Annotated in this window: 22 protein-coding genes; 8 read left to right on the top strand and 14 right to left on the bottom strand. The window is 63.3% G+C overall.

The window, feature by feature from the left end; translation table 11 throughout:
* A complete protein-coding gene (locus FQ705_RS14890) occupies window positions 1-642 on the top strand; it encodes an urea amidolyase associated protein UAAP2 (RefSeq protein WP_144142184.1) in 642 nt (213 codons plus the stop codon).
* A 198-nt stretch (window positions 643-840) separates the two neighbouring features.
* Window positions 841-4,464, top strand: a complete 3,624-nt coding sequence (uca, locus tag FQ705_RS14885; RefSeq protein ID WP_144142182.1) for an urea carboxylase — start codon at window positions 841-843, stop codon at window positions 4,462-4,464.
* A gap of 78 nt (window positions 4,465-4,542) precedes the next feature.
* Here the strand turns inward: uca and FQ705_RS14880 are convergent, their stop codons facing one another.
* Both FQ705_RS14880 and FQ705_RS14875 read right to left on the bottom strand, forming a co-directional pair.
* Entirely contained in the window at window positions 4,543-5,553 is a 1,011-nt protein-coding gene (locus FQ705_RS14880) for an aliphatic sulfonate ABC transporter substrate-binding protein (protein ID WP_144142433.1), read from the bottom strand.
* 205 nt (window positions 5,554-5,758) lie between these two features.
* Window positions 5,759-6,031: a DUF2934 domain-containing protein gene (locus FQ705_RS14875; protein ID WP_144142180.1), complete on the bottom strand. Its 273-nt coding sequence runs from the start codon at window positions 6,029-6,031 to the stop codon at window positions 5,759-5,761.
* A gap of 212 nt (window positions 6,032-6,243) precedes the next feature.
* Here FQ705_RS14875 and FQ705_RS14870 point away from each other — a divergent pair, with 212 nt between their 5' ends.
* Entirely contained in the window at window positions 6,244-7,323 is a 1,080-nt protein-coding gene (locus tag FQ705_RS14870; protein WP_144142178.1) for a catalase family protein, read from the top strand.
* A gap of 84 nt (window positions 7,324-7,407) precedes the next feature.
* On the opposite strand, the gene FQ705_RS14865 is transcribed toward FQ705_RS14870, so the two are convergent.
* From FQ705_RS14865 to FQ705_RS14850, 4 genes are all read right to left on the bottom strand, one after another.
* Window positions 7,408-7,680, bottom strand: a complete 273-nt coding sequence (locus tag FQ705_RS14865) for a hypothetical protein (protein ID WP_144142176.1) — start codon at window positions 7,678-7,680, stop codon at window positions 7,408-7,410.
* A gap of 53 nt (window positions 7,681-7,733) precedes the next feature.
* Window positions 7,734-8,150 carry a MarR family winged helix-turn-helix transcriptional regulator gene (locus FQ705_RS14860; RefSeq protein ID WP_144142175.1) on the bottom strand — a complete coding sequence of 139 codons (417 nt, stop codon included), beginning with the start codon at window positions 8,148-8,150 and terminating at the stop codon, window positions 7,734-7,736.
* An 87-nt stretch (window positions 8,151-8,237) separates the two neighbouring features.
* A complete protein-coding gene (locus tag FQ705_RS14855; protein ID WP_144142173.1) occupies window positions 8,238-8,558 on the bottom strand; it encodes a chaperone modulator CbpM in 321 nt (106 codons plus the stop codon).
* The gene (locus FQ705_RS14850; protein WP_144142171.1) at window positions 8,555-9,514 is read right to left on the bottom strand and encodes a DnaJ C-terminal domain-containing protein; all 960 of its coding nucleotides are present in this window, start codon (window positions 9,512-9,514) and stop codon (window positions 8,555-8,557) included. Before FQ705_RS14850 ends, FQ705_RS14855 begins: the two co-directional genes overlap by 4 nt.
* Window positions 9,515-9,724: 210 nt before the next feature.
* On the opposite strand from FQ705_RS14850, the gene FQ705_RS14845 reads away from it, so the two are divergent.
* Entirely contained in the window at window positions 9,725-10,450 is a 726-nt protein-coding gene (locus FQ705_RS14845; protein ID WP_144142169.1) for a DeoR/GlpR family DNA-binding transcription regulator, read from the top strand.
* A 48-nt stretch (window positions 10,451-10,498) separates the two neighbouring features.
* Here FQ705_RS14845 and FQ705_RS14840 read toward each other — a convergent pair whose 3' ends face one another.
* From FQ705_RS14840 to deoC, 7 genes are all read right to left on the bottom strand, one after another.
* Window positions 10,499-11,557, bottom strand: a complete 1,059-nt coding sequence (locus tag FQ705_RS14840; protein WP_144142167.1) for an ABC transporter permease — start codon at window positions 11,555-11,557, stop codon at window positions 10,499-10,501.
* Window positions 11,558-11,572: 15 nt separating this feature from the next.
* Window positions 11,573-13,141, bottom strand: a complete 1,569-nt coding sequence (locus FQ705_RS14835; RefSeq protein WP_186307855.1) for a sugar ABC transporter ATP-binding protein — start codon at window positions 13,139-13,141, stop codon at window positions 11,573-11,575.
* A gap of 65 nt (window positions 13,142-13,206) precedes the next feature.
* Complete coding sequence (locus tag FQ705_RS14830; RefSeq protein ID WP_144142165.1) at window positions 13,207-14,211, bottom strand: autoinducer 2 ABC transporter substrate-binding protein; 1,005 nt, start codon at window positions 14,209-14,211, stop codon at window positions 13,207-13,209.
* Window positions 14,212-14,310: 99 nt separating this feature from the next.
* Entirely contained in the window at window positions 14,311-15,360 is a 1,050-nt protein-coding gene (locus FQ705_RS14825; RefSeq protein ID WP_144142163.1) for an ABC transporter permease, read from the bottom strand.
* A gap of 34 nt (window positions 15,361-15,394) precedes the next feature.
* Entirely contained in the window at window positions 15,395-16,357 is a 963-nt protein-coding gene (gene rbsK / locus FQ705_RS14820) for a ribokinase (RefSeq protein ID WP_144142161.1), read from the bottom strand.
* A gap of 168 nt (window positions 16,358-16,525) precedes the next feature.
* On the bottom strand, window positions 16,526-18,922 hold the full coding sequence (locus FQ705_RS14815; RefSeq protein WP_144142159.1) for an aldehyde dehydrogenase family protein: 2,397 nt from the start codon (window positions 18,920-18,922) through the stop codon (window positions 16,526-16,528).
* A gap of 16 nt (window positions 18,923-18,938) precedes the next feature.
* On the bottom strand, window positions 18,939-19,952 hold the full coding sequence (gene deoC / locus FQ705_RS14810; RefSeq protein WP_144142157.1) for a deoxyribose-phosphate aldolase: 1,014 nt from the start codon (window positions 19,950-19,952) through the stop codon (window positions 18,939-18,941).
* 252 nt (window positions 19,953-20,204) lie between these two features.
* Between deoC and FQ705_RS14805 the strand changes: the two genes are divergently transcribed.
* The 4 genes from FQ705_RS14805 (at window position 20,205) to FQ705_RS34090 (ending at window position 24,385) form a co-directional block, all read left to right on the top strand.
* Entirely contained in the window at window positions 20,205-21,833 is a 1,629-nt protein-coding gene (locus FQ705_RS14805; RefSeq protein ID WP_144142156.1) for a sugar ABC transporter ATP-binding protein, read from the top strand.
* Window positions 21,830-22,831: an ABC transporter permease gene (locus tag FQ705_RS14800; RefSeq protein ID WP_144142154.1), complete on the top strand. Its 1,002-nt coding sequence runs from the start codon at window positions 21,830-21,832 to the stop codon at window positions 22,829-22,831. The genes FQ705_RS14805 and FQ705_RS14800 overlap by 4 nt, the downstream gene beginning before the upstream one ends.
* A 70-nt stretch (window positions 22,832-22,901) precedes the next feature.
* Window positions 22,902-24,047, top strand: coding sequence for a substrate-binding domain-containing protein (locus tag FQ705_RS14795; RefSeq protein ID WP_144142152.1), 1,146 nt, complete (start codon window positions 22,902-22,904; stop codon window positions 24,045-24,047).
* 167 nt (window positions 24,048-24,214) lie between these two features.
* Window positions 24,215-24,385: a hypothetical protein gene (locus tag FQ705_RS34090; RefSeq protein WP_186307854.1), complete on the top strand. Its 171-nt coding sequence runs from the start codon at window positions 24,215-24,217 to the stop codon at window positions 24,383-24,385.
* A 36-nt stretch (window positions 24,386-24,421) separates the two neighbouring features.
* Here FQ705_RS34090 and FQ705_RS14790 read toward each other — a convergent pair whose 3' ends face one another.
* Complete coding sequence (locus FQ705_RS14790; RefSeq protein ID WP_144142151.1) at window positions 24,422-25,627, bottom strand: GNAT family N-acetyltransferase; 1,206 nt, start codon at window positions 25,625-25,627, stop codon at window positions 24,422-24,424.
* Window positions 25,628-25,715: the final 88 nt, after the last annotated feature.

The following is a 25,715-nucleotide window of genomic DNA, read 5'->3' as shown; positions in this document are numbered from 1 at the left end:
ATGACGACAACGCTCACCGAAAGCACCCGCCGTCCTGCCGACGCGGTCTATCGCGAAACACTCGCGGCCGGCGAACCCTGGCTCAAGGAAGTGAAAGCCGGCCAGACGCTGCGCATTCACGACCTCGAAGGCAACCAGGCGGTCGACACGCTGTTCTACAGCCTCGCCGATCCACGCGAGCGCTACGACGCGCAACGCACGTTGCGCCGTCAGCAAAGCCTCTATCTGACGACAGGCACGGTCCTCTACTCGAATCTGGGCAAGCCGATGCTAACGATCGTCGCCGATACCTGCGGGCGTCACGACACGCTCGGCGGCGCTTGCGCACAGGAGAGCAACACGGTGCGTTATGCGCTGGAAAAGCGCTACATGCACAGCTGCCGCGATAACTACCTGCGAGCGTGCGCGCACGATGGACGGCTGACTAAGCGCGACATCAACGCGAACGTCAATTTCTTCATGAACGTACCGGTAACCGCGAGCGGCGGTCTGACGTTCGAAGACGGTATTTCGGCACCGGGCAAATACGTCGAGATGCGTGCGCAGATGGACGTGATCGTGCTGATCTCGAACTGCCCGCAACTGAACAACCCCTGCAACGCCTACAATCCGACTCCCGCGGAGCTGCTCATATGGAACTGAAGACCTTGCGCGACTGGTTTTACGACGTATTGCGCGTGCGCGCCGAACGGCATTGGCCTCTGCGTCATCGCGCTGGCCGGTCGCCCGCGCAGAGTCGGCCCTAGACGCCCTCGCTGCTCATCGCCGATCTGCCGTGGACGACCACGGTATGCATGCCCACGTGGCGGGACGGCCCGCCCACGCCTAAAACGTCCTCTCATGTTCGACAAAGTCCTGATTGCCAATCGCGGTGCGATTGCCTGCCGCATCCTGCGCACGCTGCGCGAACTCGACGTCGCGGGTATCGCGGTCTATAGCGAGGCCGACCGCGCGAGCCTGCACGTAACGCAAGCCTCCTCGGCGCATTGTCTCGGTGAAGGCGCGGCCGGGGCGACCTATCTCGACGTCGGAAAAATTCTCGAGGTGGCGCGTGCCGAAGGCGTTCAGGCGATCCATCCGGGCTACGGATTTCTCTCTGAGAATGCGGCGTTCGCGCAAGCGTGCGAAGCGGCCGGCATCGCCTTCATCGGGCCGACGCCCGAGCAGTTGCGCTCGTTCGGTCTGAAGCATACCGCGCGCGCCATCGCCGCCACGCAAGGCGTACCGATGCTGGAAGGCACCGGCCTGCTCGACGATCTCGCGGCGGCGCTGGAGGCGGCACCACGCATCGGCTACCCGGTGATGCTCAAAAGCACCGCGGGCGGCGGCGGCATCGGCATGCGCGTCTGTGGGTCGGCCGATGAACTCACCGCTCACTTCGACGTGGTGAAGCGGCTCGGCCAGAACAACTTCAGCGACGCGGGTGTGTTCCTCGAAAAATACATCGAGCGGGCACGGCACCTCGAAGTGCAGGTATTCGGCGACGGTGCGGGAGAAGCCATCGCACTCGGTGTACGCGACTGCTCCGTGCAACGGCGCAACCAGAAGGTGCTGGAAGAAACGCCCGCGCCCAACCTGCCCGACGGCATGGCCGATGCGCTCTGCGAGGCGGCCATCCGCCTGGCCAAGGCAGTGAGTTATCGCTCTGCGGGCACGGTCGAATTCGTCTACGACAGTCTGGCGCAGCGTTTCTATTTTCTCGAAGTGAATACGCGTCTGCAGGTCGAACACGCCGTCACCGAACAGGTGTGGGGCGTCGATCTCGTGCGCTGGATGATCGAACTGGCGGCCGGCACGCTCGCGCCGCTCACGACCCTCGCCAGCCGACTGAGCCCGTCAGGCCACGCGATCCAGGCGCGGCTTTACGCGGAAGATCCGGGTCGCGATTTCAAACCAAGCCCGGGTTTGCTGACCGACGTCGCATTCCCCGCTGCCGATGGCCGCGCGTTACGTATCGACACCTGGATCGAAACCGGTTGCGAGGTTCCGCCCTACTTCGACCCGATGCTCGCCAAGCTGATCGCGTGGTCGCAAACCCGGGACGGTGCACGCCACGCGCTCGCCGATGCACTGGGCGCAACGCGCCTGTATGGCGTCGAAACGAATCGCGACTATCTGCGGCAGATCATCGACGACACGCCGTTCGCGAGCGGTGAGCCGTGGACGCGTTGTCTCGAATCGCTGCGCTATCACGCGACCACGCTCGAAGTCATGAGCGGCGGCACGCAAACCACGGTGCAGGATTATCCCGGGCGACTGGGTTACTGGGCCGTCGGGATTCCGCCTTCGGGTCCGATGGACGACCGTGCTTTGCGCCTCGGCAATCGTCTGCTCGGCAACGACGCCACGGCCGCCGCACTCGAAATCACCATGAGCGGCCCGACGCTGCGCTTCAATACCGACGCCGTCGTCGTCATCACCGGCGCGGCGTTGCCGGTCACGCTCGATGGTGAGCCGCAACCGATGCAGACGGCGCTGCTGATGCCTGCGGGCGCGATCCTCGCGCTAGGGACCATCCGCGGCGCCGGCGCGCGCGCCTATCTGTGCGTGCGCGGCGGCTTCGACGTCGCGCAGTATCTAGGCAGCCGCAGCACGTTCACGCTCGGCCAGTTCGGCGGTCACGGGGGCCGCGCGCTGCGCGCCGGCGACGTGCTGCATCTGCATCCGCTCGTCGATCGCACGGCCGGCGCAGTGCTGCCCGAGCCGTTGTCACCGCCGCTTCAGGATGTGCGCGTATTGCGCGTGATCTACGGCCCGCATGGCGCGCCCGAATACTTCAGCGCGCGCTATATCGACCGGTTTCTCTCGACTGAATGGGAGATCCATTTCAATTCGAGCCGCACCGGCGTGCGGCTGATCGGACCCAAACCGGAGTGGACGCGCGAAGATGGCGGCGAAGCCGGACTGCATCCGTCGAACATTCACGACAATCCGTATGCGGTGGGCGCGATCGATTTCACCGGCGACATGCCGGTGATACTCGGCCCCGACGGTCCGAGCCTCGGCGGCTTTGTCTGCCCGGTGACGATCATCGAGGCCGACTTGTGGCAGATCGGTCAGTTGAAGGCCGGCGACAAGGTGCGCTTCGTGCCGGTCGATATCGCGGTTGCGCGCGCCGCCGCGCAAGCCCGCAAGATTGAAACGGATACGCTCGAGGTCATGGTGGACGCTGCGCCGCGCGACGCGGCAAGTCTTCTCGCGACGCCCGCGCTCGCCTCGCCGATCGTGCTCGATATTGGCGCGGATCGCGAGCGGCTGGTCGCACGTTTATCCGGCGACACCCATCTGCTGCTCGAAATCGGACCGGCCGAACTCGACCTCGTGCTGCGTTTTCGAGGCCACGCGCTGATGCAATCGCTCGAAGCGCTCGACCTCGACGGCGTGATCGATCTGACGCCGGGCATCCGCTCACTGCAGATTCATTACCAGCCGGAACGCTTGCCGCTCGTCACGCTGCTCGCGACGATCGAAACCACCTGGCAGCGCGTCTTGCTGCAGCAGGACTTGCGTGTGCCCTCGCGCATCGTCTATTTGCCCTTGTCATGGGACGACCCCGCCTGCCAGTTGGCGATCGACAAATACATGACCACGGTGCGCAAGGATGCGCCGTGGTGCCCGAGCAATCTGGAGTTCATCCGCCGCATCAACGATCTCGAGTCGATCGAGGCGGTGAAGCGCATCGTATTCGACGCCAGTTATCTGGTGATGGGTCTCGGGGACGTCTATCTCGGCGCGCCGGTTGCGACGCCGCTCGATCCGCGTCATCGGCTCGTCACGACCAAGTACAACCCCGCACGAACCTGGACGGCGGAAAATTCGGTGGGGATCGGCGGCGCTTATCTCTGCGTATACGGCATGGAAGGGCCTGGCGGCTACCAGTTCGTCGGTCGCACGTTACAGATGTGGAATCGCTTCAGGCAGACCGCTGACTTCGCGGGCCAACCGTACTTGCTGCGGTTCTTCGATCAGATCCGCTTCTACGAAGTCCCCGCTCAGGAACTGCTGCAGATTCGCGAAGACTTTCCGCTCGGACGCTATCCGTTGCGTATCGAGCAAACCGCGTTGTCGCTCACGGACTATCAGGCCTTCCTGCAGCAGGAAGCGGAAGGCATCGAGCGGTTTCGCACGCGTCAGCAGACGGCATTTCAGGCCGAGCGGCAACGCTGGCATGAAGCGGGCGATGTCGAAGAAGCGTTGGAACCGCCTGTGGCCTCCGACACCGGCACCGCGCCGCTCGACGATCACCAGGTGGCCGTGGACAGCGAGATCGCGGGCAACCTCTGGCAGGTTCACGTGAGCCCCGGTGCGAGCGTGGCCGAAGGCGACGTGCTGCTCGTGATCGAGTCGATGAAAATGGAGATTTCGGTCACCGCGCCGTGCGCGGGCGTCGTCGATGCGGTCCACGTCGCGCCGGGGTCGCCGGTGCGGGCCGGTCAGCGGGTGGTGGTGATCGGTCGCGCGTGAAAAGCGCGAGGGGCGAACGCCAGGAGCCGTTAGTGATGAAATTGCCGAACGTCTCCCGGCATTGGCCCCCTGCATTGATCAGCCGCCGGACGCCGTTGTCGTCACCCCCGCCGCTTCCGCCCGTTTCGTCGTGAAGTTCCAGCGCTGCGCCGTCGCCGTTTCGACCGGCGCCGGTAGCAGGCCCGCGCGATAGAAAGTGTCGGCGATCTTTTGCTGCTCGCCGAAATTCTGCGCGTCTACTGCGCGGACCTCATAGCTTCGCCGCGCATTGGCTCGCTCGATCGTCGACGCATCGAGGCCCCAGACTGGCGCGAGCAGCCTCGCCGCCTCGTCCGGATGAGCGCGAACCCATACGCCAGCCGACTGCAACTGCGCGAACACGGTTGCGATCACGTCGGGATGTGCCGCAGCGAACGTGCTGGATGCCAGGTAATAGCGTTGATAAGAGGCGAGACCCTGACCGTTGGCCAGAATGCGCACATCGGCCGCTTTGTCCACGGACGCCACGTACGGGTCCCAGGTCACCCATGCATCCACGCTGCCGCGTTCGAATGCGGCGCGGCCATCGGCGGGCGTGAGATAGCTGATGCGCACGTCTGCGGGCGTGAGACCGGCCTTCGCGAGCGCGGCAAGCAGCAGATAGTGACTGCCCGCCGCTTTGGTCACGGCAATACGCTGTCCCTTCAGATCAGCCAGTTTGTGCAGCGGCCCCGCGCTTTTCACGATGATGGCCTGAGCGCCCGGCGACGGCGCCTCCTGCGCGACATAGACGAAGCGCGCGTGCGCGGCTTGCGCGAACACCGGCACTGTGTCGGCGACGTCCGCGCTCAGGTCGACGGCGTCGGCGTTGAGCGCTTCGGTCAGGGGCAAGCCGCTCGCGAATTCGTTCCAGCTGATGCTCACGCCGAGCGGTGCCAGCGCCTGCTCGAGCGAACCGCGTGCCTTCAGAATCGTGATGAGTGTCGACGACTTTTGATAGCCGATCCGCAGTTTTACCTGCGTCGTATTGACGGCACGTTGCGCATGGGCGACGTTCACGACGAGTAGCGAAATCAGCGTCGTCCGGGCGAGGAAACGCAAAATAGACAATGTCACGGCTCGAATTCCAGTTAGGGTAGCGACGACGAAACTGCGATCGTAGCAACGCCGCCCTTTCCGGATAAACGAGCTTTTTAACTATGCTTAGCACCCAACTGGATAACGGCGCGACGCCTTCCCCTGTCAGGCGCCGCGTGCATGCAATTCGCCGGCAGCCGCCGGCCGCGTAACGCGTTGCTTTCGCCCGCGTGACACGTCATTTTTTTCGACGCTGCGCCCCATCCTCCTGCAATGGCGCGCTATCGGGGATGTCCTGGAGCCGATCTTCCTGCATGGGCTGATCGCCGCGCTCACGTTCCGCCGACTGATCCGCGCTCATCGACGGCGCGGTGCCATCCAGTTCGCCCTCGGCTTCGAGCTGCCTGCGCGCCTCCTCCCAGTGCTGCTCCGCATTGCCGTCCTGTGAAGGATTCATTTCCCAGATGTGATAGGCCCGCGTCCGGATACGGGCTTCGAGATCGCTATTCATGGTTACAGTCTCCAATGTGCGCATCGGGCAAAGGGCCCGTTGCCGCCGGCTCTCAGGGGGTGTTTGTCTGAAGAAGCCCAATCCATGATGAGCAACGACCATACCGCGCCACGCGCGCAGCAGTCGAATTGGCGTACGGAGGCGGCAACGCGCCGGGAACATCGCTTGCGCCCGCAACAGCATTGCCCTCAAAACCTGCCCGGAGCCCATCAATGAGCACCTTATTTGCCATTCGCCCGCTTACGTTCGACACGACTTTCGAACAAATACCTGACGACGAGGCCGACACAACCCGGCAACTGATCGACGCACTGCACGGTATTCAGGAGAAAACGTCGCAGGATTACCATCACGCCGTTCGCAGCGTGCATGCAAAAAGTCATGGCTTGCTCGACGGCGAACTGACCGTGCTCGACAATTTGCCGCCCGAACTTGCTCAGGGCATTTTCGCGCGACCCGGCACGCACAAGGTGGTGATGCGTTTGTCGACCAATCCCGGCGATATCCTCGACGACAGCGTGTCGACCCCGCGCGGTCTGGCCATCAAGATCGCGGATGTCGAAGGCGCCCGGTTGCCCGGGAGCGAAGCCCAGACCACTCAGGACTTCGTCATGATCAACGCGCCTGCTTTCACGGTGGCCACGCCGAAGGCGTTTCTTTCGACACTGAAACTGCTCGCCAAAACCACCGATCGCGCGCCCACCGGCAAGAAGGTGCTGTCGGCGGTGCTGCGTGGTGCCGAGAAAGTGGTCGAGGCGGTGGGCGGCGAAAGCGGCACGCTCAAAAGTCTGGGCGGTCATCCTGAGACGCACATTCTTGGCGAGACGTTCTACACCGGCGTGCCGTTTCTTTACGGACAGTACTTCGCCAAACTCAGCGTCGCGCCGGTCTCTGCTGAACTCACTGCCCTGACGGACGCGCCGCTGGATGTCAACGGACATCCCGATGCTTTACGTGACGCGGTCAACGCCTTTTTCGCGACCCAGTCCGGCGAATGGGAAGTGCGCGTGCAACTTGCCACCGACATCGAAAAGATGCCGGTGGAGGATGCCTCGGTGCCGTGGCCCGAGGATGAAAGCCCATACGTGGCGGTGGCGCGCATCCGCGTGACACAGCAACCTGCGTGGAGCGACGCGCGTTCGGCTGCCATCGACGACGGCATGCTGTTCAGTCCGTGGCATGGGCTTGCCGCGCACCGGCCGCTCGGCGGCGTAATGCGCGCGCGCAAACCAGCGTATGAAGACTCGGCGGAGTTTCGTGGGCGTTTCAACGGTTGTCCGGTCCACGGATAACAAAGTGGCGAGAACGTGGCGATCGTGCGGTTCTCCCGCACGCTATCGCCAGGTCGGCCGGCAGATCATCCTGCGCCGGTCCCTTCAGCGCGCACAAACGGCAACCGCTTGCACCAAGGCATCCTGCTCGACCGGATTCTGAAAAAACGCCTCCAGACTCGTGTGCTCCTCATTCGCGAGTTGCTGCAGACACAGCGCGTTATTTGCACGAATGCTTGCCGGCGCGTACGCAACCGCTGCAACGAATGCAGCGACGACCACCAGCGTCACCAGCAGACCGACAATCCATCGGCCTCTTTCTACTTGCTCGCGCGCACTTCGGCTGGTCTTCGCGCACGACGTCGATGAGTGATTCATCAGTCTTCCCATTTAGTTAGCATGACAACTATTGATCAAAAAAAACGCTGCCGTCACGACAACGCTTTTCTAACGCTATGCATATTGGCAACCGTGGTTCCGAACAGATCCGCCCCGAGCTTCTCGCGCAATGCCTTCGCAATCGCGGCGCTCGCTGCGTTGATCGGCTTGTCGAGCGCTTTTCCCGCGCGGGTGGGAAAGACATACCACTCGCGGCCGTCGGCCTCGCCTTGACGGCGCTCGACCAGACCCTTGTCACCCAGGTTGTCGATCAATCGCGTGGCCGTGGGACGGGCAATGCCCAGCAAGTCCGCCACCTCGCTGCCGAGACATCCGGGCGAGGCCAGCACGACGCGCAGCACGAATCCCTGCGCCGGCGTCAGCCCGAAAGGCGCATACGCTGAAGCCCATTCGCGCTCGACGAGGCGCATCAACGCGGACGAATTGAAGTAAAGGCAATGATCGAACATAAGAAGATTAGAACGCAATATGATTAGCAAGGCAACTAAAATATCGACGCCCAAAGCGGGCGTGCCTCGCAAAATGAGCGGGGATGTCTACCGGCGCTTGACTCGCGCACGTAACGCCGCGATCTCGTCGAGCAGATCGAGGGCCAGCGCGACGCCGGGCGCATTGATCTGAAGGCCGTGCGTGAGCCGCTGCGCCGTGCGCGCGCGCCGCAGCGCCGTGCCGCTGAAGCGCCACTCTTCGGGTTGCGTTCCGACCGGCTCGCACACGCCCTCGGCGACCCACAGCGTCAATTCGTCTTCCGTGGCCCCGCTTGCGCGGCTGAGTTCGACGAGCGTGAACTCGAGGTTGTCATCGACAATCTGCCCTTGCAACCAGGTCGTCGTATTAGTCTCTTTCACGATGATCACCCATAAAAGTGCGCGCGCGGATCGAAGTTGAACGCGAGGCGCATCGCCTCGTAAGCCGCTTTCGACGACTCGTTGTCGGCGGGCGGCAGCACGATATTCAACACCACGTAGAGGTCGCCGGGCGGGTTGGCGGGGATGCCCTTGCCTCTGAGACGCAAACGCCGGCCGCCGGCCGAACCGGCCGGCACGGTCATCTCGACCGTGCCGTCGGGGGTGGGCACCGCGATCGGTGCGCCGAGCGCGGCTTCCCAGGGCGCGACCGGCAATTCGATCGAGACGTCGCGGCCATCCACGCGAAAACGCGGATGCTCGCGAAAGCCGATCTCGAGATAAAGATCGCCGGCGTTTTCGGGTGTCGTGCCCGGTCCGCCCTGCCCCGCGAGCCTCAGATGCTGGCCCTCGCGAATGCCCTTGGGAATGGTGACGTCGAGCGTGCGCGATTCGAGCGCGACATGGCCTTGCGCATCGACCACCGGCACTTGCAGCGAAATGGAGCGCTGCGCGCCGCGATAAGCGTCTTCGAGATCGATCAGCACTTTCGCGTGATGATCTTCGCCACGCGCTTCGAACGGTCTGTGACGCGCATGCTGGCCGTGCTGGGCGCGCGCGTCGCCGAACATCGAACCGAAGAAATCGTTGAAGTCGTGCGGCTCGCCATGCATGCCGCTCTGGCCGCCCGCGCCACGGAACTCGAAGCCCTCGTCCCAGTTCGGCGGCGGCTGAAAGTCCTGGCCGTTGCGCCAGTCGCTGCCGAGGCGATCGTAGGCGGCGCGCTTCTCGGGGTCCTTGAGCACCTCGTAAGCCTCGCCGAGTTCCTTGAAGCGCTCCTCCGCGTCGTCGAGCTTGCTGACGTCAGGGTGATACTTGCGCGCGAGCTTGCGATACGACCGCTTGATGTCGTCCTGCGACGCAGCGCGCTCGAGGCCGAGAAGCTCGTAATAGTCCTTGTATTTCATCGCGGAGGCAGACCCATAAGGAACAGTGGAGGTGATGCACATCCATCGCGCCGCATCGCGGTCGCCGACCTACTTTATACCAACAAATCGACGCCACGGCAGGCATCCCTGCCTCACGCCGCACTCGCCGCGCGGACCAGCTCTTGTTATAATCCTTTCATCAACTCGAACAAAACATAACGCCCCTCCACACTGCGCGACAGGACCTCCATGCTGAAACCCGACCGCCTCCGCGCCCTCGCCGATGCGCTGGCCAGGCAAAACGTGATGCGCCTGCGCGACGCCGCCGCCCTGCTAGGCGTTTCGGAGATGACCGTGCGGCGCGACATCGCAGGCAGTCCGGAACGGTTCACGTATCTCGGCGGCTATATCGTCAGCGCAACCGACGTTCCCAACAACGCCGGCTACTCACTCGAAGAAGAAAAAGACCACTTCGCGCAGGCCAAGGCCGAAGCGTCGGCGGTGGCGGCGGGACTGATCGGCGATAACGAAACGCTGTTCATCGACTGCGGCACGACCCTTACCACGCTGGCCCGACTGATTCCGGTGGAACGGCACGTGACAGTCGTTTGCTACTCGTTGAACGTCGCGGAAATTTTGCGGCGCAAGCCGAATGTGCGAATGATTCTGCTGGGCGGCGTTTATGTGCCCTCGTCGGATTCGTTCGCCGGCGAAGAGAGTCTGGAGATGCTGCGCCGCATGGGCATCAACAAGGCCTTCATTTCAGCAGGCGGCGTGGACGCGGCGCGCGGCGTGACCTGCTGGAATTTTCATGAGGTGGCGCTCAAGCAGGCCGCGATGGCGAGTGCGGTCGAGCGTCATCTGGTGGTGGATCAAAGCAAATTCGGTGTAGTGAAAGCCGTGCGCTTCTCGCAAGTCGACGACTTCGATTCGATCATCACCGAGAAAGGCCAAGATCACCGCAAGCGTCGTTAAGCGCTGACGTCCAGCATGGAACGCTCTCGCGTTCCATGCGCTTTCGCATCAGTTCTTGCGCTGCAAAGCAAACAGCGTCCCGGCGATCAGAATGAACGCGCCGATAATCACCTTCTGCCAGGTACTCGGCACGCCGACCAGAATCAGCACGCTATTGATCAGCGTGACCAGCACCACGCCGAGCAAGGTGCCCGCCACCGTCCCCGTGCCGCCCGTTATGCGTGCACCGCCCAGAATCACCGCCGCGATCACATCGAGTTCCGAGCCCACCAGGTCGAACGGATTTGCGAGCCGGTTGTTCGAGACGTGCAGGATGCCCGCGATGCCGGCAAGCATCCCCGTGTAGCCGAACACGAACAGATGGATCGCGCGCAGGTTGTAGCCGAGCCGCTCGGCAATCGCGAGACTGCCGCCCATCGCGTAGACGCCGCGACCCATCATCGTGCGATTCAACAGCCACCAGGTGAGCACCGCCGCAGCCACCAGCGCCACCACCGAAATTGGCAGCACGGCGCGCAAACCATCACTCGTGTGATAGAAAAACAGCGGAATGCGCCCGAAGCGATCCATGCTGTGCGGGATATTCATGAAGAACGACGTGCCGATAAACGTCAACAGCAAGCCACGATAAAGATATTGCGTGCCGATCGTGACGATCAGCGAAGGCGCTTTCAGTCGATGCACCAGCAAGCCGTTGACGATGCCCAGCACGACACCGCCCAGCGCACCGGTAATCAGAATCAGCGCAAATGGCGCATCGGGCCACCAGGCGAACACGGCCTTGGTGATGCCGTACATGGTCAGCGCGGCAATCGCCGTGAACGACACGTCGATCCCGCCGGAGGCGAGCACCACGAGCGTGCCCAGCGCGAACAGCGACATGGTGGTGGCCGAGTGCAGCAGATCGAACAACGTGGCCAACTGGAAAAAACGTGGATTGATCGCGCCGACAATCAGGCACGTCACCACGATCAAAGCGGCGGTGAACCATTCGGGATTGCGGGCGAGCTTGGCCCGCAAGCTCGGCGGCTTGACCTCGGGGGCGACTTCGACGACGGTCGGGGTGGTCATGGTCTGGTTCAGGCGCGAATCGATGCGCGAGTTCATGGGTGGGAACGTCCTTTATGCCGCTTCCGACAGCAGCGCGTGATACAGATCGGCTTCGCTCAAGGCATCGGCCCGATATTCGTCGGCCACGCGGCCTTTCTTCATCATCAGAATGCGATCGCAGTTCTGCAGCAGTTCAGGCAAATCGTCGCTGATGAGAATGATGCCGATGCCGCGTTGCGACAGCCGCTGCATGATGCGATAAATGATGTCCTTCGAGCCGACGTCGACGCCGACGGTAGGGCCATGCAGAATCAGCACGCGTGGATCGATGGCGAGCCAGCGGCCGATCAGCACGCGCTGCTGGTTGCCGCCGGAGAGCGACTGCACGGGTTTATCCACACCGGGCGTGGCGATCTGCAGATCCTTCACCGTCTGCTCCGCCAGCGCTTGCGCGCGGCTGCGGTCGATCTGTCCGAAACGGTCGCGCAGGCTGGAGATCATCGCGGTGATGACGTTGTCGCGAATCGGTTTGTCGAGAAAGAGCCCTTCGTTCAGGCGGTCTTCCGGCACATAGCCGATCCGATGGTCCTTCGCATCCGACGGCGTGCGCAATGCGATCGCCTTGCCGTCGAGCAGCACCTGTCCGGATTGCGCGGGCGCGACCCCTGCCAGTGCGCGCGCGAGTTCGTTGCGTCCCGAATCGAGCAGCCCGGTGATGCCGAGAATTTCGCCGCCATGCAAAGCGAACGACACCTCGCTGAACTGGCCGTTGCGTGTGTAGCCGCGCACGTCGAGCACGACATTCGGCTCGCAGGCGCCTTCGCGATAGCGTTCGTTCGACAGATGCCGTCCTGTCATCAACTCGCTGATCTGCTCCTTGCTGAATTGCGCGATCGGCCCTTGCGCCATTTTCTGGCCGTCACGCAACACGATGACTTCGCCGCCGATCGCGTAGCACTCGTCGAGCTTGTGGCTCACGAACAGCACGGTGACGCCCTGCGCGCGCAGTTTGGCGAGCACGGCAATCAGATTGTCGACTTCCTTCTGGGTCAGCGAGGTGGTGGGTTCGTCCATGATGACGAACTTCGCCTCGCTGGCGATCGCGCGCGCAATCGCCACGAGCTGCCGCGTGGCCAGCGGCAATTGCTCGACGAGCGTGGCCTGAAACTGGGCGTCGCCGGGCAAGCCGACCGAAGTCAGCGCGCGGGCCGCGGTGCTGGCGAGCGCACGACGATCGAACGTGCGGGCCAGTTTGCCCGCGTGCGTGGCCAGTTCCGAGGTGAGCGCAACGTTTTCCGCCACGCTCATGTTCGGCAACAGGGAGAGATCCTGATAGACGGTTTCGATGCCGGCCGCGAGCGATTCGAGCGCGGAGAGACGCGCGTGCCGCACGCCTTCGATCACGAGCTCGCCTTCGTCCGGGGGCTGGGCACCGGAGATGATCTTGATGAGTGTGCTCTTGCCACAGCCGTTCTCACCGAGCAGGTGATAGATCTGGCCGCGTTCGAACGAGAGGCTCACGCCGCGCAGCGCATGCACGCCGGTAAAGCGCTTGTGCACGCCGACCACCTGCAGGAAAGCTTGCGACGTGCCGCTTTGCGGTGACGGGGATGACTGCGGTGAACTGACGTCCTGATTCATGGTGGCGAGTCGCAGGTTAGGGCGTGCCCTTGCGGGCACGCGTCGTTACACGTACTGCAGGAAACTCAGAACGGATACTGTTTGTAGTTCGACTTGTCGACGTTCACCCAACCCTGACCGCGCACGATGATGCCCTTGCCCGGACCTTTGGCGACCGTCACTTTCGTGTAGCCCGGAATGCCGAGATCGGCGCCGTTCTCGACCGTCTTGCCGTCCACCAGCATCTTGGCGATCTTGTTCATCGCGATGCCTGCGAGCTTCGGATCCCAGAAAGCGATGCCGTTGATCGCGCCGCTTTCGAGGTACTTGCCCGCTTCAGTCGGCAGACCCGTGCCGTAGACGCAGATCTTGCCCTGCATGCCGGCCTCTTCCACCGCACGGCCGATGCCGATCACGTCGAGCGAGGACGAGCCCTGGAAGCCCTTCAGGTCGGGATGCTTGCGCAGCACTTCCTTCGCGACTTCATAGGCACGTTCGCCGTCATTGTTGGTTTCGAGCTTCGGTTCGACCAGATCCATCTTCGGATACCTGGTTTTGGCGTTACCGATGCCGCCGTCCGCCCATTGCACCTGCGAGCGGCTGCCGAGCGAGCCGACCAGCACGGCCCATTTGCCGTCGTCGTGCATGCACGAGGCGAGACGTTCGTTCAGGCCCGCGCCGTAGGCGGTGTTGTCGAAGGCTTCGATGTCGACCATCGTATTCTTCTCGTTGTCCGCTTCATGCGTGACCACCTTGATGCCGCGATCCATCGCTTTCTTCAGCGCCGGTTCGAGCGTCGGCGGATCGTAGGGCACCACGGCAATCGCCGTGACCTTCTTGGCGATCAGGTCTTCGATGATCTTCAGTTGTTGTGCCGCGTCCGCGCGGCCGGGGCCGGTTTGATACGCAGTCACGCCGGGGTTGTCCTTGGCGAACTCTTTCACGCCGTCGTCCATCCGGTTGAACCAGTTGATGCCCGTCACCTTGACGACCGTGACGATCGTTTCGTTGGTCGCCGCGTGCGCCGCAGCGATCACGCCAACAGTAAGAACGCCTGCCGCCAGCGCGGCGCTCAGTCGAGTCAGTTTCATGCGATGTCTCCTTTCTTCGTTCGATGTCGCCCACTTAACCGTGACGGACAGCCGGGGCTCGTTGTCCGCTGTGTACTGAAACTTTTGTCGGTGCCTGGGCTAACGCCTGGGCGTCGCGGCCGAACCACCGCCACCGCCGCCACCACCGCCGAATCCGAAGATCGCCCGCACCCGTTCGCCGCCCGCGAACGCGAGCGAGAGCAGCAGCAGAAAACCCCACGCGCAATCGCCGAAGAACTGCGAGACGCCCATCAGATTGAACAGGCTGGAGAGAAACTGCAGCACGGTCGCCGCGAAAAACACGCAGATGATGCGGCCATGCCCACCCGCCGGATTCACGCCCCCCATCACCGCGATCAGGATCGCGATCAGCAGATAGGAGTTGCCGTAGTCCCATTTTGCGCTGGACGTATGGGTCGCACTGATCAATCCAGCCAGCGACGCGAGCACGCCGCACATCGCATAGGTGGTGATCAGCATGCGGGCGCGTGGAATGCCGGCATAGAACGCGGCCTTGGGATTGGTGCCCATCAGATAGAGCCGCAAGCCGAACGGGCTGCGCTTGAGGAGCCACCCCAGCACGATCACGGCAGCGATGAAGATGCAGAACGCGATCGGCACCTGGAACACCGTACCGTTGCCGATATCCGACAACGGGTCCACATAGTCGACATGTACCGACGCGCCGTTGCTCAACACCACCGCGAAGCCGGTAAAGAGCAATTGCGTGCCGAGTGTGCAGAGAATCGGCGTGAGTCTGAGGCGCGCGATCACCACGCCGTTCAGCAAGCCGCCGAGCAGTCCCATCACCACCACGATCACGCAAAAGAGCGCGGTGTAAAGCGCGGGCGAATCGTCGCCATTGACGAAGTGCGGCACGATCAGCGCGGCCACCATGCCGGACAGATTGGCGAGCCCGACACCGGACAGGTCGATGCCGCCGTTGCCGGACACCATCGAGAGCATGATGCCGAGCGCGAGCAGGCCGAGTTCGGGCAACTGGCCGCCCATCGACTGCAGGTTGTCGATATCGACGAACTGGCCGTGCGAGAGCCACGTCGCGACCAGCACGACGAGCACGTTGACGATCAGCAGAAAATTCAGTTGCCGGTCGCCGAACAGTTTTCCAGCGGCAAACGTTGACTTCATGGTGACGACACGCTCCTTCAATCTACGCAAACGCTCAGGATGCCTGGGACAGGCCGGCCGGCTGGTTCAACACCTGGTTCACTTCGTCGAGCGTCGGCATGGACGGCGCCGTGCCCGGACGGGTCACGGAAATGCCGGCCAGCGCGGAACCGAAGTGCATGGCGGTGATGGCGTCTTCGCCACGTGCGAGAGCCGCCGCGAAACCGCCCGTGAAGCCGTCGCCCGCGCCCGCGGTTTCCACGACGCGGCCGCAGTGGTATGCGGGCACGAGGATCGATTGCGTGGCCGAATGCAGCAGTGCGCCACCCTCGCCCAAGGTCACGATGACCGTGCCGACACCTTTGGCGAGCAGAACGTCGGCGGCGCGGCGCGCGTCCTCCGCGTTCGCGATCGGCACGCCAGTGAGCGCGGTCGCTTCGGTTTCGTTCGGGGTAATGTAGTCGCACAAAGGGAAGATGCCGTCGTCCAGCGGCATGGCCGGCGCCGGATTGAACACGGTGACGACGCCATGCCGGCGCGCCACTTCGAGCCCGCGACGCGCTGCCGCGAGCGGCTGCTCGAGTTGCGTGACGAAAACCTGAGCGGCGGCGATATCGTCTTCGATGGCGTCGACGTCAGCGGCCTCCATCGTGCCGGCCGCGCCAGAAGCCACGATGATCGCGTTCATGCCGGTGTTGTCGTCGACGAAGATATGAGCGGCGCCTGTCGAGACGCCGTCGATCACGGTCGCGCGCGCCGTGATGCCTTCTTTGGTCCACGTGGCGCGCGCAATCTCGCCGAACGCGTCGTTGCCGAGGCGGGTGCAGAACACCACGTTTGCGCCGGCGCGCGCAGCGGCCACGGCCTGATTCGAGCCCTTGCCGCCGGGCCCCATTGCGAAAGCCGTCCCCGCGATGGTTTCGCCGATCTGCGGCATGCGTCCGGCGCGAAACGTCAGGTCGGTCACATAGATGCCGAGAATGACGACGCTTCCGTTGCGTTGCGAAGACGTGCTCATGCGGCTTCCCCCCGTACCCGGCGAATCGGGTTGAAGAGATGTTCCTGCGTTGCCTGAAGTGCGCGAGGCACTTCGGCGTGGTCCTGCAGATCCAGATTGTTCAGCACGGTATCTCCTCCATTTTCTGGTTGGCGTGCGTGTCGTTCAGACCATCGGCGCGACTGTCGTTCAGTCTCCGTACGGTATCCAGATGTTCTTGACCTGCACCGCCTGGCGCAGCAACGGCCGCCCTTCGCTGGCACCGTCGAACCAGTCGAACTGGTGGCCGTAATCGACGAAGGTCCGCTTCAGATTGCCGACCGATTCGCGCTCCACCAGCGTCGAGTCCGCCGCATTGCCGAAGCACCAGACGGCATCGACATCGTCGTGTTTCGCAAGCGCCGGCAGCAGGGCATTGCGTGTACCCGTCACGATATTCAGCACGCCGGCCGGCACATCCGAGGTCTCGGCCACCTGATAGAAATCGGTGATCGTGAGCGGCGATGCTTCGCTCGGCAGCACCACGACGCGATTGCCCATCGCCAGCGCCGGCGCCACCAGCGAAACGAAACCGAGCAACGGCGCTTCGGCCGGACATGCAATGCCGATCACCCCCAGCGGTTCATGCATGGCGAGCGCGACGCCGCGCAAAGGCGGCGTATGTACGGCGCCGTCGAACTTGTCGGCCCACGCCGCGTAGGTGAAAAGGCGTTGTACCGAGGCATCCACTTCCGCATGCGCCGCCGCTTCCGTCGCGCCGCTGCGCACGACCAGTTGCCGCGCGAATTCGTCTGCTCGCACAGCGAGGTTTTCCGCCAGATAGAACAGCACTTGCGCACGGTTATGCGTGGTGGCCTGCGACCACTTCTGCGCGCCGCGCGCCGCCTCGACTGCGTTGCGGATGTCCTTGCGATTGCCCTCGCCCACTTCGCCGACCGCCGTGCCATCCGGTGCGTGAACCGGCATCGAATAGCCGCTGTCCGGGCGCACCTGCTTGCCGCCGATAAAGAGCTTCGCGGTCCGATCGATCGAGGTCACATTCGACAGCGGATCGAGCACGTTCTCGTCGCTCACCGCGCCGATGCTGCGCGCGGCGCGCCGATCTGGAAGATTGAGCCACGCTCGCGGTTTCAGATATTCGTAAATGCCCTCACGGCCGCCTTCGCGTCCGTAGCCCGATTCGCGATAGCCGCCGAAGCCCACCGCCGCGTCGAACAGATTGGTCGCGTTGATCCAGACCACACCGCAAGCCAGACGCGGCGCGACATCGAGCGCGCGGCCGATGGTTTCGCTCCACACGCTCGCGGCCAGTCCATAACGCGAGTTGTTGGCGAGCGCAATCGCTTCGTCGGGCGTGCGAAAGCTCATCGCCACCAGCACCGGGCCGAAGATTTCCTCCTGCGCCAGCACGGAAGCCGGCGCCACGCCGGTCACGAGTGTGGGCGGATAGAAGCAGCCGCCCGCAGGCAGCGTGGTATCGGGCGATTGCCACACGGCGCAACCTTCGCGCCGGCCGGTTTCCACCAGCGACTGAATCCGTTCGAGTTGCAGCGGATCGACGATCGCGCCGAGATCGATGCTCTTGTCGAGCGACGTGCCGACGCGCAGCGTCTCCATGCGTCGCTTCAGCTTGGCGATGAAGCGTGCTTCGACGCCCTCCTGTACCAGCAGCCGCGAGCCCGCGCAGCACACCTGACCCTGGTTGAACCAGATCGCGTCGACGACGCCTTCGACCGCGCCGTCGAGGTCCGCGTCGTCGAATACGATGAACGGCGATTTGCCGCCGAGTTCGAGCGTCAGCGATTTGCCCGAGCCGGCCGTTGCCGAACGGATCAGGCGGCCGACTTCGGTCGAACCGGTAAACGCGATCTTGTCGACTTGCGGATGCTCGACGAGCGCCGCGCCGGTGCGGCCATCGCCCGTCACGACATTCAGCACGCCCGCAGGCAGACCCGCACGATGCGCGAGTTCTGCAAACAGCAACGCGGTGAGCGGCGTGTATTCGGCAGGCTTGAGCACCACGCAATTGCCCGTGGCGATGGCCGGCGCGATCTTCCATGCGAGCATCAACAACGGGAAATTCCACGGCACGATCTGACCGACCACGCCAAGCGGCGCGTAGTCGGCAAATTCGCTGTCCTGCAACTGCGCCCAACCGGCGTGATGCAAAAAGTGACGGGCCACGAGCGGCACGTCGATATCGCGCGTCTCGCGGATCGGCTTGCCGTTGTCGAGCGCTTCGAGCACGGCAAACAGACGGCTATGACGCTGCACCATGCGCGAGAGCGCATACAGATGGCGCGCGCGTCCTGCGCCGCCCAGCGCCAGCCAGCCAGCTTGTGCGGCACGCGCAGCGGCGACCGCGGCGTCGACATCGGCTGCGTCGCCTTGCGCGATATTCGCCAGCCGTTCGCCCGTTGCCGGCGCGTTCGACGCGAAACGTTCTCCGGCCGCAGGCGCATGCCACGCACCGCCGATGAAATGCCCGAAGCCCGCTTCATGCTGCGCGAGCCACGCGCGCGCGGGTTGATCGTCCTCGGGTGCGGGACCGTACTCCATCGATGAAAAATACTCGGCTACGCTCATGGGATCGATCTTCTATTCAGGCTACGGGGTGACGGTTGAAAGCGGAGTAACGGCCGCTCACGTAATGTTCGAGCTGGCGTTCGATATCGGCCAGCAGGCTCGATGCGCCGATGCGGAAGAGTTCCGGTTCGAGCCACGCGCGGCCGAGTTCTTCCTTCATCAGGATCTGATAGGACAGCACCGATTTTGCCGTCGAGACGCCGCCCGCAGGCTTGAAACCGATCAGCACGCCGGTGCGTTCGTGGTATTCGCGGATCATCCGCACCATCACGAGCGAGACGTCCAATGTTGCGTTGACGCCCTCCTTGCCGGTGGACGTCTTGATGAAATCGGCGCCGGCCATCATGCAGACCATCGAGGCGCGCGCCACGTTCGACAGCGTGCGGATGTCGCCGGTGGCGAGGATGGTTTTCAGATGCGCCGGCCCGCAGGCCGCGCGGTAGTCCCGCACTTCGTCGTAGAGCGCCTGCCAGTTGCCGGTCAGCACGTATTCACGCGTGACGACGATGTCGATTTCCTGCGCGCCATCCGCCACCGACGCTTCGATCTCTTTCAGCTTCAGCGGATGCGGACTCAGTCCCGCGGGAAAACCCGTGGACACTGCCGCGACCGGAATGCCGCTGCCCTGCAACGCATCGACCGCGGCGCCGACGAAGCGGTGATACACGCACACCGCGCCCGTCGTGATGCCTTGCGGGGCGATGCCGAGTGCTTCGAGCAGATCGGTGCGCACCGGCTGCCGCGCTTTCGCGCAGAGTCTGCGCACGCGGCCTTCGGTGTCGTCACCGCTGAGCGTGGTGAGGTCGATGCACGTGACCGCTTTGAGCAACCACGCCGCCTGCGCGTCTTTCTTGACGGTGCGGCGGGTGCCGAGCGTGGCGGTGCGCCTTTCCACGGCCGACTGATTGACGCGCAAGCCGTCGAGCCACGAGGCGTCGAACGGCATGCCGGGATTGCGCGCGGGATGAACGATCGGCATGCCGCGTAAGGCGACGACCGAGGAAGAAGATTGCAACGGGGCTTCGGGCATAAGACATCCGGAAATATGACGCGGCGCACAACTGCCGCCGACAATTTGTTCGCACTTATGCTACAACGATTGATAGAATCATAACAAGCTTTGCGAGTAATCGTTACATAAGCAGGCGCTTAAGGCCTAGGGAAAGCCCGTAAATGTTATTGACGCACCATATTCATGATGCGAAGATCACAACACGGTCCCGGCCGACTAGCGTCAGATAAAGAAAAGAATCTCGTCACCTAGACGAAGGAGACATGCCAGATGAGTGAGCCGGTTGCGGTCGCGGCCGCGTCATCGCCTCGGGTTCCATTGATCCGTGTTGCAGGCGTCACCAAGCGATTTGGCGGCGTGCAAGCGCTGCGCGGCGTCAACCTCAAAGTTTTCCCTGGCGAAGTGCATGCCCTGCTCGGCGAGAACGGTGCGGGCAAATCCACGTTGATCAAGATACTCAGCGGCGTGCATGCGTACGACGACGGCGTGATCGAAATCGGCGGCCAGAAAGTGGTGTTCGACTCGCCTGCTCAATCGCGCGATGCCGGCGTTGCCGTGGTCTATCAGGACTTGAGTCTGGTCGAGTCGCTCTCGGTCGGCGCCAATCTGATGCTGGGCCGCGAGCCGCGCACGCGTCTGGGTTTTGTGAAGAACCGTCAGTTGATGGCGACCGTCGGCGAATTTCTGCGCTCGCACGGCATTCCGCTCGATCCAAAGGCGCAGGTCGATTCGCTGCCGTTCGCGTACCGTCAAATGACGGAAATCTGCAAGGCCTTGATGGGCGAAGTGCGCGTGCTGATCCTCGACGAACCGACTTCGGCGCTCACTGGCGGTGAAGAACAGATTCTGTTCGACGCGATTCGCGCGGTTACCGATCGCGGCGTCGGTGTGATCTATGTGACGCATCGGCTGAACGAAGTGTTCCGGATTGCGCAGCATGTCACCGTGTTTCGTGACGGCGCCAACGCAGGATCGTTTGCGACCGCGCAAACCGATATGAAGCAACTGGTGGCCGCGATCGTCGGCCCCGGCCACGCTGCGTTGCAGGCGCGAGAAAAGACGGCGGTTGGCGCGGCGCAACAGGCGCGTCCGGTTGCGGGAGACACGCAGCCACCGGAGAGAGATCGCGCAGTGGAGACCGACTCCCCCGCTGCACCCGTGCTCAAACTGTCGAACGTGAGCAACGACCGGCTGCGCGACGTCAGCCTGACGCTTCATCGCGGCGAGATTCATGGACTCGCGGGCCTGATCGGTAGTGGCCGCACGGAGATTCTGCAAACCATTTTCGGGCTTCGATCAGTCGACACCGGCACCATCGAAATCGATGCTCAGCGGCTCCCACGCATCGTACCGGCGCGAGCCATTCAGCTAGGTGTCGCCCTGGTGCCGGAAGACCGTCATCTGGAGGGCCTCGTGCTCGATCATTCGATCGAACGCAACCTGACGCTGCCACGCCTGCCGCATTTCTCGCGCTGGGGATGGCTGCGCAGCCAGGCCGCCGTGCAACAAGCCAGGCGTTCCATGAAAGAGCTGGCCGTCAAAGCACCGGGCTCGTCTACAGCAGTCAGGTTTCTATCCGGCGGCAACCAGCAGAAAGTGGTCTTCGCGAAGTGGAATCACCCGCGTCCCAAACTGCTCATGCTCGACGAACCGACCGTCGGCGTCGACGTCGGCGCGCGCGAGGAAATCTACGGCGTGGTCAACGACGCCGCGCAAGCCGGCACGGGCGTACTGGTCGTCTCCTCCGACCTCGACGAACTCCTGCGGCTGTGCGACCGGATTTCGATCGTCGCGGATGGCGCGATCGTGAAGACCGTCGAGCGTAACGAGGTGGCCAGCGCCGAAGCCTTGCATCACATGATCCAACTGTCCCGTTCTTCAATAGAGCCCGCAATATGAATGATTCTGTCTCGCCGCTGACGGCGCAACGGCAGGCCGCGCCGCCGCAAAAAAGCCGTATGCGGCGCATTGCGCAAGTCCTCCTGCAAGGCGACCGACCGTATGCGCTGTATGCCGCGTTCGCGATTCTGCTCGTCGTGTTCAGTTTCGCGTCGCCGTGGTTTCTGTCCATCGACAACTTCCTGAACATCGGCCGGCAAACCGCGCTGGTCTCGATCATCGCGATCGGCATGACGTTCGTGATCATCGCGCGGCAGATCGATCTGTCGGTGGGCTCGACGCTGGCACTCTCCGGCATGTCGGCGGCACTGGCGATGGCGTATGTCGGCAACAACTGGGTCATCGGCGCCATTGCGGGGATCGGCACGGGTGCGATCGTCGGCGCGATCAACGGCATCGTCACCACACGGATCAACATCCCGTCGTTTCTAGTCACGCTCGGCACCTTGAGCGCCGCACGCGGACTGGCGCTGATGGTGACGACCACCAAGCCCGTCATCATCGACAACGACTCGTTCATCTCGATCTTCGGCGAGGGCGATATTTTCGGCGTGCCGGTGCCGATCATCTGGACCTTGCTGGCGGTGATCGCGGGCATTCTGCTGCTGCACTACAGCGTGTTCGGCAGGCAGATTTACGCGGCGGGCGGCAACCCGACGGCCGCGCTCTACTCCGGCATCAACACGCGGCGCGTGACCACCCTCGCCTTCATTCTCACCGGCGCGCTGGCCGGCCTCGCCGCGCTCGTGCTGTCCGCCCGCTCGCATGCGGCGCGGCCCGACGTCGTGCAAGGCATGGAGCTGGACGTGATCGCCTCCGTCACGCTCGGCGGCTGCAGTCTGTTCGGCGGACGCGGCTTCGTGCTCGGCACGCTGCTCGGCAGCCTGATCATCGGCACGCTCAACAACGGACTGGTGCTGCTCGGCGTCAGTTCATCGCTGCAACTCGTGATCAAAGGCGTGATCATCGTCGCGGCGGTCGCCTTCACGAGGAAGTAATCCGTAAGCAGCCCGTTGACGGGATTGGCAGGAGACGTAGTACCGACATCAAAACCAATGGAGGAGAAACATGAAACAACGTCGTGGCTCAAGAATGGCGTTAGCCAGCGTGATGGCGGCAGCCGTGGTGGCTTCGCTGGCTGCCTCGGGCGCTTACGCGCAATGCGTGACCGGCATTCCCGCCGGACAGATCGGCCCGAAGGGCATCGTCGGGCAAGGGCCGAACGGCGAGAAAGCCGCTTCGGTGGATGCCGTGAAGCTGAGCGATGCGGACATCGCCAAGATCAAGGCGGGCAAATTCAAGGTCGGCATTTCGATGCAGACGATGAATCTCGACTGGTCGCAACTGCAGGTGCAAGGCATCACCGACACGCTGAAAAAATACGGCGTGGAAGTGATCGGCACGGCCTCGGCTGAGTACCAGGTCGACAAGCAGATCGCCGACATCGAGAACACGATTCAGCGCCATCCCGACGGCATCATCTCGATTCCGGTCGACGGCACGGCTACGGCCGCCACCTACAAGAAGGTGTCCGAGGCCGGCATCAAGCTCGTGTTCATGGATAACGTGCCAACCGGCCTGAAGCATCCTGAACAGTATGCCGCGATGATCTCGGCGGACAGCGAAGGCAACGGCCAGATCGCGGCGAAGGTGCTGGCCTCGTGCGTGCCGCAAGGCTCGACGATCGGCCTCGTGAATTTCGGCGTGGACTACTTCAGCACGACGGAGCGCACCAAGGCCGTCAACGACTGGTTCAAAAAGAATCGCCCCGACATCAAGATCAAGCAGGTCGCGTTCACGGACCCGTCGAAGGTCGGCCAGATCGCGGGTGACTTTCTCACCGGCAATCCGGACGTGAAGGGCTTGTTCGCGGTGTGGGACCAACCGGCCCTCGATACGCTCACCTCGATGCGCGCCCAAGGCGTGACGATTCCGATGACCACGGTCGATCTGGGCCTGCAATCCGCGATCGAGATCGCCAAGGGTGGTCCGCTCAAGGCGACCGGCTCCCAGCGTCCGTACGATCAGGGCGTGGCCGAAGCCATGGCGATGATGAAGGCGCTGATCGGCCAGACGCCGCCGGCGTGGATCGGCGTGCAGTCCTTGCCGGTGGTTCAGTCGAACGTGCTCGAATCGTATAAGACGGTGTTCAAGAAAGACCCGCCGCCGCAGCTCGCCGATGCGTGCAAGAAGGCCAAACCGGCCTGTGGTTGATCGGCATGTCCTGGTGAGGCGGACGAGGCGCGCGCGTTGCGGCGTGCGTGCTTCGTTCCTCACCGCGTCGTTTTTCTCCGTGCAGGCGTGACTGCAACGTATCGGGCGCGAAATCTGCTACTCGATAGACCCGTTGCCTTTCGTCAACTCGAACAAGGAGAACAACAATGACGCTGGTTATTTATCTGATTGGTTGGATCATCCTGATCGGCGGCGTGTCCTGGGGATTGATGGCCATGCATGTCGCTCAACATACGATCGCCATCGTCGCCGTCATCATGCTCGGCGTCGCCGTGATTACCGGCGCGACGCGGGTACGCAGCCGCGACCGTTCGTAGACGTGCTCTGGAAGGAAATCCTTTCGTCGCATCAACTCATTCTCCAATGCCGCGCTGACTCGCGGCGTCGGGCGTCTGAAGCCGCATGCCGGGCGCGAGCGCCGCGTCCGTTTCCGGCGATCCGGCTTCCTCAGGCGTCGGTTTCCTCACCCGCTCCATCGCCTCGCGCATCAAACGCCGCCCGCGCATCGCCACCAGCCCCCATGTCGAGTTGATCGTTTGAACGGTCCACGCGGTCGTCGCCCGGCGACGCGACCAATAGGCCTTGAATTCCTCGGTGCCTACGCCGAAATCGAGGTCGTAGCCGCTTTCGAACGCCCATTTGACGCAGTGCTCGATGCCGATCAGGCCGGGGCAGCATTTGCCATAGTGCGGGTCATAGCCGGAAATGATGGCGCTCGCCCACGGATTGCCGAGACTGACGATCAGCGCCGCTACCGGCGCATCGTCCAGCGTCACGACGATCAGCCGCGCCATCGAAGCCACGTCGCCCGAATAGATCAGCTTGCACAGGAAGCGCTCGAACTCGGGTGAATCGAGCCAGACGCTATGCTTGCCCACCCGGCCGCTCCAGACACGTTTGCACTCGAACATCCATTTGACGATCGACGCCGTCTCGCTCTCCTCGGCGGGGTCGAGCATGCGCACGTCGACCGTGCCTTCTTTCGCGAGCTTCTTCGTGAAGCCGCCTGGCTTCTTGCGAAACAGCGTGCCAAGGGTCTGGCAATACTCGTCCCACGTTCCCTCGCCGCGCAGTTTCGCCGCCGACGAATTGTGCGGCTCGGCGAATACGATCCTGCGCTCGCCGGTCACGAGCTTATGCAGCACGAGCGATTCACGTACATACGGCAAATGAATGAAGTCGGCCCCGCAACGCCGCTTTGCCACCTCCCATGCGCCCGTCACGAGCGAGGCGGTCTGTGCGCCGTTCTCCACCAGCACGCTGGTGAAATCGCCGCCTTCGGGTCCGAGCGGAACGAGGTACGTCCAGAGCGAACGTCTAACCATTTCGAGCGGCCAGACCATCACCAGGCGGCCGCCTTCCCGGCACACGAGACACTTGAGCTTGCGTCCATGTGGTTTCGACACGTGCAGCCAGGCCAGCCAGCAAAATGCAAACGACTGGTAACAGAAGCCCTCTGCCCTCGACCACAACGCGTCCCATTCGGGCTGCAAGGCGCGAAATCCGGCTTCATCGGTGATGACGTCGTAGCGCCGCGCGTTCAGCTTTGTCTCGTCCATATCGCCTCACTGCAGATGAGCAATACTGCTTCCCTCTCCCGCTCCGGGCGGGAAAACGCGTGCCGGACTGGCGGTACACACTGTAAGG

The sequence above is a fragment of the Paraburkholderia sp. BCC1884 genome, from assembly GCF_900996225.1.
Taxonomy (GTDB): Bacteria; Pseudomonadota; Gammaproteobacteria; order Burkholderiales; family Burkholderiaceae; genus Paraburkholderia.
The sequence above is the reverse complement of the archived record's forward strand: the minus strand, read 5'-3'. Positions and strand labels throughout refer to the sequence as shown.